Source organism: Citrobacter sp. Marseille-Q6884, from assembly GCF_945906775.1.
In the GTDB taxonomy this organism is placed as follows: domain Bacteria; phylum Pseudomonadota; class Gammaproteobacteria; order Enterobacterales; family Enterobacteriaceae; genus Citrobacter.
Map to the genome: position 1 here is coordinate 2,002,689 of NZ_CAMDRE010000001.1, position 14,835 is coordinate 2,017,523.

Below are 14,835 nucleotides of genomic sequence, written 5' to 3' on the forward strand. Positions count from 1 at the left end.
TGTCGAAGGAATCTGAAGATGTCTGAACCTCGTTTCGTCCACCTGCGGGTGCATAGCGACTATTCCATGATCGATGGGTTGGCGAAAACGGGGCCGCTGGTGAAAAAGGCGGCCGCGTTGGGCATGCCTGCGTTAGCGATCACCGATTTCACCAACCTGTGCGGTCTGGTGAAGTTTTACGGTGCTGGTCATGGTGCAGGGATTAAGCCGATTGTGGGCGCTGATTTTCATGTCCGTAGCGAACAGTTTGGTGATGAGCTTTGCCAACTGACGGTACTGGCGGCCAATAATACGGGTTACCAGAACCTGACGTTGTTGATATCAAAAGCGTATCAGCGCGGTTATGGTGCTGAAGGGCCGGTGATCGACAAAGAGTGGCTGGTCGAATTAAAAGACGGCTTAATTTTGCTTTCCGGTGGACGCTTGGGCGACGTGGGTCGCAGTCTGTTGCGTGGTAACAGCGCACTGGTCGATGAATGTGTCGCGTTTTATGAAGAACATTTCCCCAATTGCTATTTCCTCGAACTGATCCGTACCGGCAGACAAAACGAAGAAAATTATCTGCATGCGGCGGTAGCACTGGCTGAAACGCGGGGGCTGCCGGTTGTCGCAACCAATGATGTACGTTTCCTTGAGGCGGGCGATTTCGACGCGCATGAAATTCGCGTTGCGATCCATGATGGCTTTACGCTGGACGATCCCAAGCGCCCGCGCAACTATTCATCGCAGCAGTATATGCGTAGCGAAGAAGAGATGTGCGAGTTGTTTGCCGACATCCCGGAAGCGCTGGAAAACACCGTTGAGATTGCCAAACGTTGTAACGTGACGGTGCGTCTGGGCGAATATTTCTTGCCGCAGTTCCCGACCGGCGATATGACCACAGAAGATTATCTGGTCAAAAAATCCAAGGAAGGGCTGGAGGAACGTCTGGCGTTTTTGTTCCCGGATGAAGAGGAACGTCAAAAGCGTCGCCCGGAGTATGACGAACGTCTGGAGATCGAGCTTCAGGTTATTAACCAGATGGGCTTCCCCGGCTACTTCCTGATCGTCATGGAGTTTATCCAGTGGTCGAAAGATAACGGTGTGCCGGTAGGACCGGGACGTGGCTCCGGCGCCGGCTCGCTGGTCGCTTATGCGCTAAAAATTACCGACCTTGATCCGCTGGAATTTGACCTGCTGTTCGAACGCTTCCTGAACCCGGAACGTGTTTCGATGCCTGACTTCGACGTTGACTTCTGCATGGAGAAGCGTGACCAGGTTATTGAACACGTTGCAGAGATGTATGGTCGAGACGCGGTATCGCAGATTATTACCTTTGGTACGATGGCGGCGAAAGCGGTCATTCGCGACGTGGGTCGCGTGCTGGGGCACCCGTACGGATTTGTGGATCGTATTTCCAAACTGGTACCGCCCGATCCGGGTATGACGCTGGCAAAAGCCTTTGAAGCCGAACCTCAATTGCCGGAAATCTATGAGGCAGATGAAGAGGTTAAAGCGCTTATCGATATGGCGCGTAAGCTGGAAGGCGTCACGCGTAACGCCGGTAAACATGCCGGTGGCGTGGTTATCGCGCCAACCAAAATTACCGATTTTGCGCCGTTATACTGTGATGAACAGGGGCTGCATCCCGTAACCCAGTTTGATAAAAACGACGTGGAATACGCCGGGCTGGTGAAGTTCGACTTCCTCGGTCTGCGCACACTCACCATCATCAACTGGGCGCTGGAGATGATTAACGCCCGTCGCGAGAAAAATGGTGAGCCGCCGCTGGATATCGCGGCAATCCCGCTCGACGATAAAAAAAGTTTTGATATGCTGCAACGCTCGGAGACCACCGCCGTCTTCCAGCTTGAATCCCGCGGCATGAAAGATCTGATCAAACGTCTGCAGCCTGACTGCTTCGAAGATATGATCGCCCTGGTGGCGCTGTTCCGCCCCGGGCCGCTACAGTCGGGGATGGTAGATAACTTTATCGACCGTAAGCACGGACGAGAAGAGATCTCTTACCCGGATGTACAATGGCAGCATGAGTGTCTGAAACCGGTACTGGAGCCGACCTACGGCATTATCCTGTATCAGGAACAGGTCATGCAGATTGCCCAGGAGCTGTCCGGTTATACCCTTGGCGGCGCGGACATGCTGCGTCGTGCGATGGGTAAGAAAAAGCCAGAAGAGATGGCCAAGCAGCGTGGCACCTTTGAAGAAGGGGCGAAGAAGCGCGGCGTAGATGGCGAACTGGCGATGAAAATCTTTGACCTGGTGGAGAAATTCGCGGGTTACGGATTTAACAAATCGCACTCCGCGGCCTACGCGCTGGTCTCTTATCAGACGCTGTGGCTGAAAGCGCATTACCCTGCCGAATTTATGGCTGCGGTAATGACCGCTGATATGGATAACACCGAGAAAGTGGTTGGGCTGGTGGATGAATGCTGGCGAATGGGGCTGAAAATCCTGCCGCCGGATATCAACTCCGGGTTGTACCATTTCCACGTGAATGATGATGGTGAAATTGTCTATGGCATCGGCGCGATAAAAGGCGTGGGTGAAGGGCCAATTGAAGCTATTATTGAAGCGCGTAACGAGGGTGGCTATTTCCGCGAGCTGTTTGACCTCTGTGCTCGTACGGATATTAAAAAGCTTAACCGTCGGGTGTTGGAAAAGTTAATCATGTCCGGGGCGTTTGATCGCCTTGGTCCGCATCGCGCTGCGCTGATGAATTCGCTAAACGATGCGTTAAAAGCAGCCGACCAGCACGCGAAAGCGGAAGCGATCGGTCAGGCCGATATGTTTGGCGTACTGGCGGAAGAGCCGGAACAAATAGAACAATCCTATGCCAGCTGCCAGCCCTGGCCGGAGCAGGTGGTATTAGATGGCGAACGTGAAACGTTAGGTTTGTACCTGACGGGACACCCCATCAACCAGTATTTAAAAGAAATTGAGCGCTATGTCGGAGGCTACAGGCTGAAAGACATGCATCCGACAGAACGTGGTAAAGTTACCACGGCTGCGGGGCTCGTCATTGCGGCGCGGGTAATGGTCACCAAGCGCGGCAATCGTATCGGCATCTGCACGTTGGATGACCGTTCCGGGCGTCTGGAAGTAATGTTATTTACCGAAGCTCTGGATAAATACCAGCATTTGCTGGAAAAAGACCGCATACTTATCGTCAGCGGACAGGTCAGCTTTGATGACTTCAGCGGCGGGCTTAAAATGATGGCCCGCGAAGTCATGGATATTGACGAAGCCCGGGAAAAATATGCTCGCGGGCTTGCTATCTCGCTGACGGACAGGCAAATTGATGACCAGCTTTTAAACCGACTCCGTCAGTCTCTGGAACCCCACCGCTCGGGGACAATTCCAGTACATCTCTACTATCAGAGGGCGGATGCACGTGCGCGGTTGCGTTTTGGCGCAACGTGGCGTGTCTCTCCGAGCGATCGTTTGCTAAACGATCTCCGCGGCCTTATTGGTTCGGAGCAGGTGGAACTGGAGTTTGACTAATACAGGAATACTATGAGTCTGAATTTCCTTGATTTTGAACAGCCGATTGCAGAGCTGGAAGCAAAAATCGATTCTCTGACTGCGGTTAGCCGTCAGGATGAGAAACTGGATATTAACATCGATGAAGAAGTGCATCGCCTGCGTGAAAAAAGCGTAGAATTGACGCGTAAAATCTTCGCCGATCTTGGCGCATGGCAGGTAGCCCAGTTGGCTCGCCATCCACAGCGTCCGTACACCCTGGATTATGTCCGCCTGGCATTTGATGAATTTGATGAGCTGGCGGGCGATCGTGCCTATGCAGATGACAAAGCTATCGTCGGCGGCATTGCGCGTCTTGATGGTCGCCCAGTGATGATCATTGGACATCAGAAAGGCCGTGAGACCAAAGAGAAAATCCGTCGTAACTTCGGTATGCCGGCACCAGAAGGTTATCGCAAAGCACTGCGTCTGATGGAAATGGCTGAGCGTTTCAACATGCCGATCATTACCTTCATCGACACCCCAGGGGCTTACCCGGGTGTGGGTGCGGAAGAACGCGGTCAGTCTGAAGCCATTGCCCGTAACCTGCGTGAAATGTCACGTCTGAGCGTACCGGTTATCTGTACTGTTATCGGTGAAGGTGGCTCCGGCGGCGCACTGGCGATTGGTGTAGGTGATAAAGTGAATATGCTGCAATACAGCACCTATTCTGTTATCTCCCCGGAAGGCTGTGCGTCCATTCTGTGGAAAAGTGCAGACAAAGCACCGTTGGCTGCAGAAGCAATGGGCATCATTGCCCCGCGTCTGAAAGAGCTGAAGCTGATTGACTCTATCATCCCGGAACCGCTGGGTGGGGCACACCGTAACCCGGAAGTGATGGCCGCTTCGCTGAAAGCACAACTGCTGGCCGATCTCGCCGATCTCGATGTGTTGAGCAAAGAAGATTTGAAAAACCGCCGTTACCAGCGCCTGATGAGCTACGGTTACGCGTAAATGACAGTTTTTCTGAAAAGGGCCACATTGTTGTGGCCCTTTTTTTTACCCGCGGTTTGAACAGGCTATGATTAACTAAGGTTTTTCCAGGAGGAACGCATGAATATCATTGCCATCATGGGACCGCATGGCGTCTTTTATAAAGATGAGCCCATCAAGGAACTTGAACGTGCGCTGCAGCAGCAGGGGTTTCAGATTATCTGGCCGCAGAATAGCATCGATCTGCTGAAATTTATTGAGCACAACCCGCGTATTTGCGGCGTAATATTTGACTGGGATGAGTACAGTCTGGATCTGTGTAGTGAGATCAACCAGCTAAATGAGTATCTCCCGCTCTACGCCTTTATAAATACCCATTCAACGATGGATGTCAGCGCGCACGATTTGCGCATGGCACTGTGGTTCTTTGAGTATGCGCTTGGTCAGTCCGATGACATTGCTACGCGCATTCGCCAGTACACCGCTGAATATCTTGATAATATTACGCCTCCTTTTACCAAGGCACTGTTTACCTATGTGAAGGAAGGCAAGTATACCTTCTGTACGCCAGGGCATATGGCGGGAACCGCGTACCAGAAAAGCCCTGTGGGCTGCCTGTTCTATGATTTTTTTGGCAGCAACACGTTGAAGGCTGATGTGTCTATATCAGTCACTGAACTGGGGTCGCTACTGGATCACACGGGCCCGCATCTTGAAGCCGAAGAGTATATCGCTCGTACCTTTGGCGCAGAGCAAAGCTATATGGTCACTAACGGCACATCAACCTCAAATAAGATTGTCGGTATGTATGCCGCTCCCACGGGAAGTACGCTGCTGATTGACCGTAACTGTCATAAATCGCTGGCACATTTGCTGATGATGAGCGATGTCGTGCCCATCTGGCTAAAACCGACGCGGAATGCGCTGGGGATCCTCGGTGGAATCCCTCGTAGAGAATTTACCCGTGAAAGAATTGAGCGCAAGGTGGCGGAAGCTCCACAGGCACAGTGGCCGGTACATGCGGTGATTACAAACTCGACTTACGACGGCCTGTTGTATAACACGAATTGGATTAAGCAGACGCTGGACGTGCCTTCAATTCATTTTGATTCAGCCTGGGTGCCTTATACCCATTTTCATCCGATATATCAGGGGAAAAGTGGCATGAGCGGTGAGCGGGTGCCGGGTAAGGTGATTTTTGAAACGCAGTCCACGCATAAGATGCTGGCGGCGTTGTCGCAGGCGTCTTTGATTCACATTAAAGGGGACTACGATGAAGACACCTTTAATGAAGCTTTCATGATGCACACTTCCACTTCACCGAGCTACCCGATTGTTGCCTCAATAGAAACGGCAGCGGCAATGTTGCGTGGCAATCCAGGCAAGCGGTTAATTAATCGCTCCGTGGAGCGTGCGCTGCATTTCCGTAAAGAAGTGCAGCGGTTGCGAGAAGAGTCGGATGGCTGGTTCTTTGATATCTGGCAACCGGAAAAAGTGGATGAAGCGGAATGCTGGCCGGTTGCGCCCGGGGAAGACTGGCACGGGTTTAGTGATGCTGATGCCGATCATATGTTCCTCGATCCAGTGAAAGTCACCATTCTGACGCCGGGAATGGATGAACAAGGCACGATGAGCGAAGAAGGGATCCCCGCTGCGCTGGTGGCGAAATTCCTGGATGAACGCGGTGTCGTGGTTGAGAAAACGGGGCCGTATAACCTGTTGTTTCTGTTCAGCATTGGGATCGATAAAACCCGTGCAATGGGATTACTGCGTGGGCTGACAGAATTCAAACGTTCCTACGATCTTAATTTGCGCGTTAAAAACATGCTGCCGGATCTGTATGCCGAGGATCCTGATTTTTATCGCAATATGCGTATTCAGGATCTGGCGCAGGGGATCCATAAACTGATCCGCCAGCACGATCTCTCCGGGCTGATGCTGCGTGCATTCGATACGTTGCCGGAAATGAAAATGACGCCACATCAGGCCTGGCAGCGACAGATCAAAGGTGAGGTCGAAACGGTGACGCTAGATCAACTGGTGGGACGCGTCTCCGCGAATATGATCCTGCCTTATCCTCCTGGCGTGCCGTTGTTGATGCCGGGGGAAATGATCACCGAAGAAAGTCGGGCCGTACTGGATTTCCTGGTGATGCTGTGCTCTGTTGGTCACCATTACCCTGGGTTTGAAACCGATATCCATGGCGCTAAACTGGGTGAAGATGGTGTTTACCGTGTGAGAGTCCTGAAAATGGCATAACGACTTGCCTGAATCCGTTTCGCACACGTAACGTGCTGAGAGAAAATTAAAGAGGCGAAAACGCTATGCTGGGATTAAAACAGGTTCACCATATTGCCATTATCGCGACGAACTACGCGGCCAGTAAGGCATTTTACTGTGATGTTCTGGGGTTCACGCTCATGAGTGAAGCTTACCGGGAAGAGCGCGACTCCTGGAAAGGCGATTTGGCGCTGAACGGACACTATGTCATTGAGCTCTTTTCCTTTCCCTTTCCGCCTGAGCGTCCCAGTCGCCCGGAAGCCTGCGGCTTGCGACATCTGGCGTTCAGCGTTGATGACGTGGAAAAGGCGGTGGCGCATCTGGAAGACCATAACGTGAAATGTGAGCCGATACGTATTGATCCGTTTACCGGTAAACGTTTTACGTTTTTCAACGATCCGGACGGATTACCGCTTGAACTGTACGAGCTCTGAGACTTGTCTTTGTGGCTTCAGCCCGGTAACGTGCCGGGCAATGCGATTTTAAGTAACCAACATGATGACACTCTCGCTGAACACTTCACTGCTGACCGCTCGCCAGATCCTCGTCGCCTTTAGCGGCGGCCTTGACTCTACCGTGCTGTTGCACCAACTGGTACTGTGGCGTACACAACATCCTGATGTCACTCTGCGCGCTATTCATATCCATCATGGATTAAGTCCGCATGCGGACGCGTGGGTGACGCACTGTGAATCGGTATGCGCGCAATGGCAGGTTCCGCTGGTTGTTGAGCGGGTGCAGCTTCAGGACGATGGGCTGGGAATAGAGGCTCAGGCGCGACGTGCGCGCTATCAGGCGTTTGCCGGAGCGTTATTACCCGGTGAGGTACTGGTTACGGCCCAGCATCTTGACGATCAATGTGAAACATTTCTGCTGGCGCTCAAGCGCGGTAGCGGCCCGGCAGGGCTTTCTGCAATGGGGGAAAGCTCGCCGTTTGCCCGTACCCGGCTTATTCGTCCTTTGTTAACACAAACGCGTGACGCGCTTGAACGGTGGGCGCATACCTATGCGCTAAGCTGGATAGAGGATGAAAGTAATCAGGATGATGCCTATGATCGCAATTTCTTGCGTCTGCGTGTTCTCCCACTTTTGCAACAGCGTTGGCCGCACTTTGCCGAAGCCACCGCCCGTAGCGCCGCGTTATGTGCTGAGCAGGAGAGCCTGTTAGATGAACTGCTCGCCAGTGATTTAGCCAACGTTGTGACCGCACAAAGCACACTCATGATTGAGCCGTTAATGACGATGAGCGGTGTACGGCGTTCTGCGCTGCTGCGCCGCTGGTTGGCAGGGCTGAATGCGCCAATGCCGTCACGCGACGGGCTGGAACGCATCTGGCAGGAAGTGGCGCTGGCACGGGAAGATGCGTCGCCGTGTTTGCATCTCGGGGAGTATGATGTTCGCCGTTATCAGTCACAGCTATGGTGGGTTAAACCGCTCTCCGGGCAGAGTGAAACCGTGCTCCCGTGGCTAAGCTGGCAAACGTCGCTGGCGCTACCTGCCGGGCTGGGGACGGTGCAGCTCGTGCCTGGCGGCGAGTTGCGATTACCGCGAGCGGATGAGTCAATCAGCATTCGGTTTAAAGCCCCCGGTTTGCTGCATATTGTCGGGCGTAATGGCGGGCGCAAACTTAAAAAAATCTGGCAGGAACAGGGGGTTCCGCCCTGGCGACGAGATACCACGCCGTTGCTTTTTTATGGTGAAACGTTGATTGCGGCGGCGGGCGTCTTTGTGACGCGTGAAGGAGAAGGGGAAGAAGGCGTAAGTCTGGTATGGCATAACTGAGGGTGCTGCGCTTATCAGGCCTACGAATTTAGGCCTGATAAGGTGCAAGTAGGGTTATGATTCGCTGACCACCACAGTACCAATTTTGGGGTGGCTGAAGCTGGCAATCTTGTCGAGGCGAAGCTCGCGGGTCTCGCCGGCAACTTCTGCGACCAGATATTCCACATTTTTGCGTGAAACCAGGTCATTCGCTTTCGCCTGCAGAACTTCGCCGTCTTTTAGCGCCAGCGTCAGTAGCAGATGCTGCTGGCAGGCGAGTTCAAGATTGTCGTAATCATCACAGTTAATGGGTTGATACGTTTCATTCATTGACATAATCGCTCACCAGTAAGTTCGCGGCTGCATATGCCGCTTTTTCCCTGACCGACTCTGAAAGAGCGCTGTCTGCCGCCACTTCATTCAGTACCTTCAATACGCAACCCAGCGCATCCGGGACATACCCTAAGTCTCCGCTGGCGATTTCCGCATACCGCTTGCGTATTAACTCACAATATTTTTCCACATGCCCTCCTGTCAATACTCTGACTTAACCGTGGATGCAAGTCTAAGCCTACGAAGATAAACTCTGTTTAGCAAGGTGACTATACCATACTCATTCAAGCAATATCAGCGCCTTGATGGGAGAGGTACGTGTTACCTGTTAGCAGCCTTTTGGCGCAGTTTTCGCTACAATGTGCGCCTGATTCGAAAGGAGTTCTCTCATGGCGCTTAAAGCGACAATCTATAAAGCCGTCGTCAATGTGGCGGATCTCGACCGCAACCAGTTTCTTGACGCGGCATTGACGCTGGCGCGTCACCCCTCAGAAACCCAGGAACGCATGATGCTGCGCCTGCTGGCGTGGATTAAATATGCTGACGAGCGACTGCAGTTTACGCGAGGCTTAAGTGCCGAAGATGAGCCAGAAGCCTGGCTGCGCAACGATCATTTGGGTATTGATTTATGGATTGAGCTCGGCCTGCCGGAGGAACGCCGTATCAAGAAAGCCTGTACCCAGTCCGCGGAAGTAGCCTTGTTTGCCTATAACAGCCGTGCGGCGCAAATCTGGTGGCAGCAAAACCAGAGCAAATGCGCACAGTTTACGAACTTGTCCGTATGGTATCTGGATGACGAGCAGCTGGCTCAGCTGAGTGATTTTGCTGGTCGCACGATGACACTGCAGGCGACCATCCAGGATGGTGCTATCTGGTTATCGGATTCCCAGAATAATCTGGAAATTCATTTGAGCGCGTGGCAACAGTCTTCATGATTGTGATCTCCCGAAATGTCTCTATCCCTGATAGTGAGCTGGAGATCACGGCTATTCGGGCTCAAGGCGCGGGTGGACAACACGTTAATAAGACATCGACAGCTATCCATTTGCGCTTTGACATTCGGGCCTCTGGCCTGCCAGAGTATTACAAGGAACGCCTGCTGGCTGCCAGTCATCATCTGATCAGTGGTGAAGGTGTCATTATCATTAAAGCGCAGGAATACCGCAGCCAGGAGCTCAATCGGGAAGCCGCTATTTCCCGGCTGGTGGCGGTGATAAAAGAATTAACCGCAGTGCAAAAAAGCCGACAGGCAACCCGCCCTACGCGCGCCTCGAAAGAGCGCAGGTTGTCATCGAAAGCACAAAAATCCACAGTGAAGGCGCTGCGCGGTAGAGTTCGTCGTCCGCAGGACTGACGAATGGGAATAAAAATTCATAAGGAATTCATGGTGAAAACAGCAATATTGTCCGTCGTCGCGGCATGCACGCTTTTTTCCTTGATCGGCTGTAATAATCGTACTGAAGGTGAAGTACTACAGCCGACACGGGCGGCAGAACTAAAACCGATGCAGCAAAGCTGGCGTGGCATCCTGCCTTGTGCGGATTGCGAAGGGATTGAAACCTCTTTGTTCCTTGAAAAAGATGGAACGTGGATCATGAACGAGCGCTACCAGGGTGTGCGGAAAGAGCCGTCTTCTTTTGCCTCGTACGGTACATGGGCCCGTACGGCTGACAAACTGGTACTGACTGACAGCAAAGGTGAAAAGTCTTACTACCGGGCAAAAGGAGACGCGCTGGAGATGCTTGATCGTGAAGGTAATCCGATTGAGTCGCAATTCAACTATACGCTTCAACCGGTCTCAGCCAGTTTGCCAGTCACCCCAATGCCGATGCGTGGCATGTATTTCTATATGGCGGATGCGGCAATATTTACTGACTGCGCAACAGGAAAACGGATGCCGGTAGCGAATAATGCCCAGCTGGAACGAGACTATTTATCGGCTCGCGCGGAAACGGGACAATCTGTCCTGCTGACCCTTGAAGGGCATTTTATGTTTGAGGCGAACCCGGATACGGGCGAAAACGTGAAAACGCTGATGGCAGATAAAGACGCGAAATTTATACCCGGAAAAGGGTGTAATTGATCGAAGAAAAAAAGGCCCTGTATTTACAGGGCCTTTTGCTGGATTAGCCTTTAATGGCTTTTACCAGATAGTCGAGAATGTCACCGGTTTTAATCAGTTGCTTCTCGCCGTTACGACGGTATTTGTATTCGATATCATCGTTGTCGAGGTTACGGTCGCCCAGCACGATGGTATGCGGAATACCGATCAGTTCCATATCGGCAAACATCACGCCCGGACGCTCTTTACGATCGTCCATCAGCACTTCAATACCCTGCGCACGCAGTTCAGCGTACAGCTTCTCAGCCAGTTCCTGCACACGGTAAGACTTGTGCATGTTCATCGGCAGAATAGCTACCTGGAACGGCGCAATTGCGTCCGGCCAAACGATGCCACGCTCGTCGTAGTTCTGTTCAATCGCAGCAGCCACAACGCGCGTTACCCCGATACCGTAGCAGCCCATCGTCAGGATCTGGTTACGACCATCTTCACCCTGTACCGCAGCTTTCAGCGCTTCAGAGTACTTGGTCCCCAGCTGGAAGATGTGACCAACTTCGATACCACGTTTGATCAGCAGTGTACCCTGACCGTCCGGGCTTGGGTCACCGGCTACCACGTTACGGATGTCTGCAACTTCCGGCGTTGCCACATCACGATCCCAGTTAATACCAAAATAGTGTTTGCCGTCGATGTTTGCGCCAGCAGCGAAATCGCTCATGACCGCAACGGTGCGATCAATAACCACTGGGATCGGCATATTTACCGGACCGAGTGAACCTGGGCCTGCTTTCACCACCGCGCGAATTTCTTCTTCGGTAGCGAAGGTCAGCGGGCTGGCAACCTGCGGCAGTTTCTCTGCTTTTACTTCGTTCAGCTCGTGATCGCCACGAACCAGCAGAGCAACCAGCGGGTAGCTGCTGCCTTCAACGGCTTTCACCAGCAGCGTTTTAACGGTTTTTTCAATTGGCAGATTGAACTGCTCAACCAGCTCGGCGATGGTTTTCGCGTTAGGCGTGTCAACCAGCGTCATTTCCTGAGTTGCTGCAGCACGAGGGGTTTTCGGCGCAACGGCTTCAGCAAACTCGATGTTGGCAGCAAAATCAGAGCTGTCAGAGAACACCACGTCATCTTCACCGCTTTGTGCCAGCACCTGGAACTCGTGAGAAGCGCTACCGCCGATTGAGCCGGTATCAGCCTGTACAGCACGGAAATCCAGCCCCATGCGGCTAAAGATTTTGCTGTACGCGGCATACATTGCGTCGTAGGTTTCCTGCAGCGATTCCTGAGAGGTATGGAAAGAGTAAGCATCTTTCATCAGGAATTCGCGGGAACGCATAACGCCGAAACGTGGGCGCACTTCATCACGGAATTTGGTCTGGATCTGATAGAAGTTCAGCGGCAGCTGTTTGTAAGAGCTCAGCTCGTTACGAATCAGGTCAGTGATGACTTCTTCATGCGTTGGACCGAGCACGAACGAACGATCGCCACGGTCAGCGATACGCAGAAGTTCCGGGCCGTACTGTTCCCAACGGCCACTCTCTTGCCACAGTTCAGATGGCTGAACAACCGGCATCAACACCTCGATTGCACCGGCGTTGTTCATCTCTTCACGCACGATGTTTTCGACTTTTTTCAGGACGCGCACGCCGGTCGGCAGCCAGGTGTATAACCCGGAGGCCAGCTTGCGGATCATCCCGGCGCGCAGCATCAGCTGGTGGCTGATAACCTCGGCGTCGGCAGGTGTCTCCTTCAAAGTGGAGAGCAGATATTGGCTAGTACGCATGTTGTTACGGTTCCAGTTGGACGATCGAACAGGCTCAACGCGAGCCTGACACAAAAAAATAGTGAGTTAGTTTACCAGCGAGAAAGGGATGTCAAAAGAGAAGGGCGCTAAATTACCGGGGTTCAAGCGCAAAGACTTCGAAACCCTCTTCTGTTACGCGCCAGCGCACGTTGAAATCATGTAACCAGACGGCATACGTCTTGCCTGTCTCTTCACCCTTACGATACGCAGGACGTGGGTCCTGTGCCAGTACTTCACCAATAAATGTTTTCAGCAGTGGATAACGTTTTTCCAGTGCCAGAAGCTGTTGCTCTACCTCTGCGGTGAAACTCACCGCCATTTCGGCAACCGGGGCATGTTGCGCGTAGCTTGCGGTGGCATCGGGTAACGCCTCGGCAAAGGGCAGATAGGGTTTGATATCGACAACCGGCGTGCCATCGACCAGATCCAAACTGCCCAGCTTTAATATGACGCTCTCTTTCTGGCAGACGATGCCTTTCAACTCAACCAGCGACATGCCGACAGGGTTAGGGCGAAAGGTCGAACGCGTTGCGAAGACCCCCATTCTGGCGTTGCCGCCAAGACGAGGTGGGCGCACGGTTGGACGCCAACCGCCTTCCATCGTCTGGTGAAAAACAAAAATCACCCACAAATGGCTGAACGCTTCCAGGCCGCGCACAGCATCGGCCTGGTTATAAGGTGCGAGCAAATGTAGTTCGCCGTTAGCACTTTTCACCAGACCCGGCTGGCGTGGCACAGCGAACTTTTCTTTATAAGGAGAGCGGATAACGCCTATTTGCTCGAACTGAAAATGACTCATTTAGACGAAATGTTCAGAGCAGAACCAATACAAACCGCCTGACGGTAGCAACCTGGCGTACCGCTGGTCACCTCACAGCTATGCTGCAGTACCGCATTTGCTTTCATTTTAGATGCGTTAATCTGCATGCGTTTACGCGCGGTTGGAATGCTCGGAGGAGAATCCTGATTCGATGCCTGGCAGGACTCACCGCTGACTTCGCCAAGATCGCGGAATGGTTTACCCACCAAATCTTCAGCGTTGGTAATAATTCTGACCGGCGTCGCACGCGGTGCTTTGGGTTTTTCCGGCTCCGCTTTAGGCGGGGTTGCGGTGCTTTGAACGGGTTCAACAGGGGATCTGCTTAACATAGAACAGCCGCTCAGCATGAGTGCTACTAAACAGATCGGTAAAGCACGCATAATATTTCCTCAATGAATGATCTAAACGTCAGATATTGAATCAGGTGCTTGCATAAATGACAAGACGGGCAAGCGCCCGTCCTGATGATATTACAGATTCTGGAAACAGCCTAAAATTACCAGCCTTTAACAGCACCGCCGTTAAAGACTTTGTTTGCTGCTTCGTAAACTTCGTCAGACTGATATGCTTCAACGAATTTCTTCACGTTCTCAGCATCTTTATTGTCTTCACGGGTGACGATCAGGTTTACATACGGGGAATCTTTATCTTCAACAAAGATGCCGTCTTTTGCCGGCGTCAGGCCAATCTGGCTGGCATAGGTGGTGTTGATAACCGCCAGAGCGATCTGCGCATCATCCAGTGAACGCGGCAGCTGTGGCGCTTCCAGCTCAACCAGTTTCAGGTTTTTCGGGTTTTCAATGACGTCCAGTGCGGTCGGCAGCAGACCAACGCCATCTTTCAGCTTGATCAGACCCACTTTTTGCAGCAGCAGCAGGGAACGGCCAAGGTTAGTCGGGTCGTTTGGAATCGCGACCTGAGAGCCTGGCTGCAGCTCATCCAGTGATTTGATTTTTTTGGAATAGCCCGCAATCGGGTAAACAAACGTATTGCCTACGGCAACCAGTTTGTAACCGCGATCTTTGATCTGCTGATCCAGGTACGGTTTGTGCTGGAAAGCGTTGGCATCAATGTCGCCTTTGCTCAGTGCTTCGTTAGGCAGAACGTAATCATTGAACGTCACCAGTTCAACGTCCAGACCGTATTTTTCTTTCGCGACTTTCTGCGCGACTTCTGCAACTTGCTGCTCTGCGCCAACAATAACGCCCACTTTGATGTGGTTAGGATCTTTTTCATCCTGGCCGCAACCCACAAGTGCCAGAGAACCGATCAGGGCTCCAACTGCCGCAAAGGTTTTGAATTTGAACGCCATGCTTATTTCCT

The 14,835-nt window shown here is 52.5% G+C and carries 14 protein-coding genes; 8 read left to right on the forward strand and 6 right to left on the reverse strand.

Features of this window, described 5'->3' with window-relative positions; genetic code table 11:
- Nucleotides 1-18: 18 nt before the first annotated feature.
- The 5 genes from dnaE (at nucleotide 19) to tilS (ending at nucleotide 8,514) form a co-directional block, all read left to right on the forward strand.
- Entirely contained in the window at nucleotides 19-3,501 is a 3,483-nt protein-coding gene (gene dnaE, locus N7268_RS09455; RefSeq protein WP_260862663.1) for a DNA polymerase III subunit alpha, read from the forward strand.
- A 12-nt stretch (nucleotides 3,502-3,513) separates the two neighbouring features.
- The gene (gene accA, locus N7268_RS09460; protein ID WP_061067282.1) at nucleotides 3,514-4,473 is read left to right on the forward strand and encodes an acetyl-CoA carboxylase carboxyl transferase subunit alpha; all 960 of its coding nucleotides are present in this window, start codon (nucleotides 3,514-3,516) and stop codon (nucleotides 4,471-4,473) included.
- Nucleotides 4,474-4,572: 99 nt separating this feature from the next.
- Nucleotides 4,573-6,711, forward strand: coding sequence for a lysine decarboxylase LdcC (gene ldcC, locus N7268_RS09465; protein WP_260862665.1), 2,139 nt, complete (start codon nucleotides 4,573-4,575; stop codon nucleotides 6,709-6,711).
- Between the two features lie 65 nt (nucleotides 6,712-6,776).
- Nucleotides 6,777-7,166 carry a VOC family protein gene (locus N7268_RS09470; protein WP_260862667.1) on the forward strand — a complete coding sequence of 130 codons (390 nt, stop codon included), beginning with the start codon at nucleotides 6,777-6,779 and terminating at the stop codon, nucleotides 7,164-7,166.
- A gap of 61 nt (nucleotides 7,167-7,227) precedes the next feature.
- Complete coding sequence (tilS, locus tag N7268_RS09475) at nucleotides 7,228-8,514, forward strand: tRNA lysidine(34) synthetase TilS (protein ID WP_260862668.1); 1,287 nt, start codon at nucleotides 7,228-7,230, stop codon at nucleotides 8,512-8,514.
- Between the two features lie 54 nt (nucleotides 8,515-8,568).
- Here tilS and rof read toward each other — a convergent pair whose 3' ends face one another.
- Both rof and N7268_RS09485 read right to left on the reverse strand, forming a co-directional pair.
- Complete coding sequence (gene rof / locus N7268_RS09480; protein WP_198906386.1) at nucleotides 8,569-8,829, reverse strand: Rho-binding antiterminator; 261 nt, start codon at nucleotides 8,827-8,829, stop codon at nucleotides 8,569-8,571.
- Nucleotides 8,816-9,016 carry a YaeP family protein gene (locus N7268_RS09485; protein ID WP_005132083.1) on the reverse strand — a complete coding sequence of 67 codons (201 nt, stop codon included), beginning with the start codon at nucleotides 9,014-9,016 and terminating at the stop codon, nucleotides 8,816-8,818. The genes rof and N7268_RS09485 overlap by 14 nt, the downstream gene beginning before the upstream one ends.
- A gap of 199 nt (nucleotides 9,017-9,215) precedes the next feature.
- Between N7268_RS09485 and N7268_RS09490 the strand changes: the two genes are divergently transcribed.
- Genes N7268_RS09490 through nlpE form a run of 3 tightly spaced genes read left to right on the forward strand, consistent with a single transcriptional unit; the run spans nucleotide 9,216 to nucleotide 10,909 of the window.
- Nucleotides 9,216-9,761: a YaeQ family protein gene (locus N7268_RS09490; protein WP_260862671.1), complete on the forward strand. Its 546-nt coding sequence runs from the start codon at nucleotides 9,216-9,218 to the stop codon at nucleotides 9,759-9,761.
- Nucleotides 9,758-10,180, forward strand: a complete 423-nt coding sequence (arfB, locus tag N7268_RS09495) for an alternative ribosome rescue aminoacyl-tRNA hydrolase ArfB (protein ID WP_260863540.1) — start codon at nucleotides 9,758-9,760, stop codon at nucleotides 10,178-10,180. Before N7268_RS09490 ends, arfB begins: the two co-directional genes overlap by 4 nt.
- Nucleotides 10,181-10,210: 30 nt before the next feature.
- Nucleotides 10,211-10,909 carry an envelope stress response activation lipoprotein NlpE gene (nlpE, locus tag N7268_RS09500; protein WP_198906805.1) on the forward strand — a complete coding sequence of 233 codons (699 nt, stop codon included), beginning with the start codon at nucleotides 10,211-10,213 and terminating at the stop codon, nucleotides 10,907-10,909.
- 43 nt (nucleotides 10,910-10,952) lie between these two features.
- Here the strand turns inward: nlpE and proS are convergent, their stop codons facing one another.
- The 4 genes from proS to metQ form a co-directional block, all read right to left on the reverse strand.
- Complete coding sequence (gene proS, locus N7268_RS09505; protein WP_198906383.1) at nucleotides 10,953-12,671, reverse strand: proline--tRNA ligase; 1,719 nt, start codon at nucleotides 12,669-12,671, stop codon at nucleotides 10,953-10,955.
- 112 nt (nucleotides 12,672-12,783) lie between these two features.
- The gene (gene tsaA, locus N7268_RS09510) at nucleotides 12,784-13,491 is read right to left on the reverse strand and encodes a tRNA (N6-threonylcarbamoyladenosine(37)-N6)-methyltransferase TrmO (RefSeq protein ID WP_260862672.1); all 708 of its coding nucleotides are present in this window, start codon (nucleotides 13,489-13,491) and stop codon (nucleotides 12,784-12,786) included.
- Nucleotides 13,488-13,892 (reverse strand): Rcs stress response system protein RcsF, encoded by a 405-nt coding sequence (rcsF, locus tag N7268_RS09515; protein WP_198906381.1) that lies wholly within the window; start codon nucleotides 13,890-13,892, stop codon nucleotides 13,488-13,490. The genes tsaA and rcsF overlap by 4 nt, the downstream gene beginning before the upstream one ends.
- A gap of 116 nt (nucleotides 13,893-14,008) precedes the next feature.
- Nucleotides 14,009-14,824 carry a MetQ/NlpA family lipoprotein gene (gene metQ / locus N7268_RS09520; RefSeq protein WP_198906380.1) on the reverse strand — a complete coding sequence of 272 codons (816 nt, stop codon included), beginning with the start codon at nucleotides 14,822-14,824 and terminating at the stop codon, nucleotides 14,009-14,011.
- Nucleotides 14,825-14,835 lie beyond the last annotated feature (11 nt).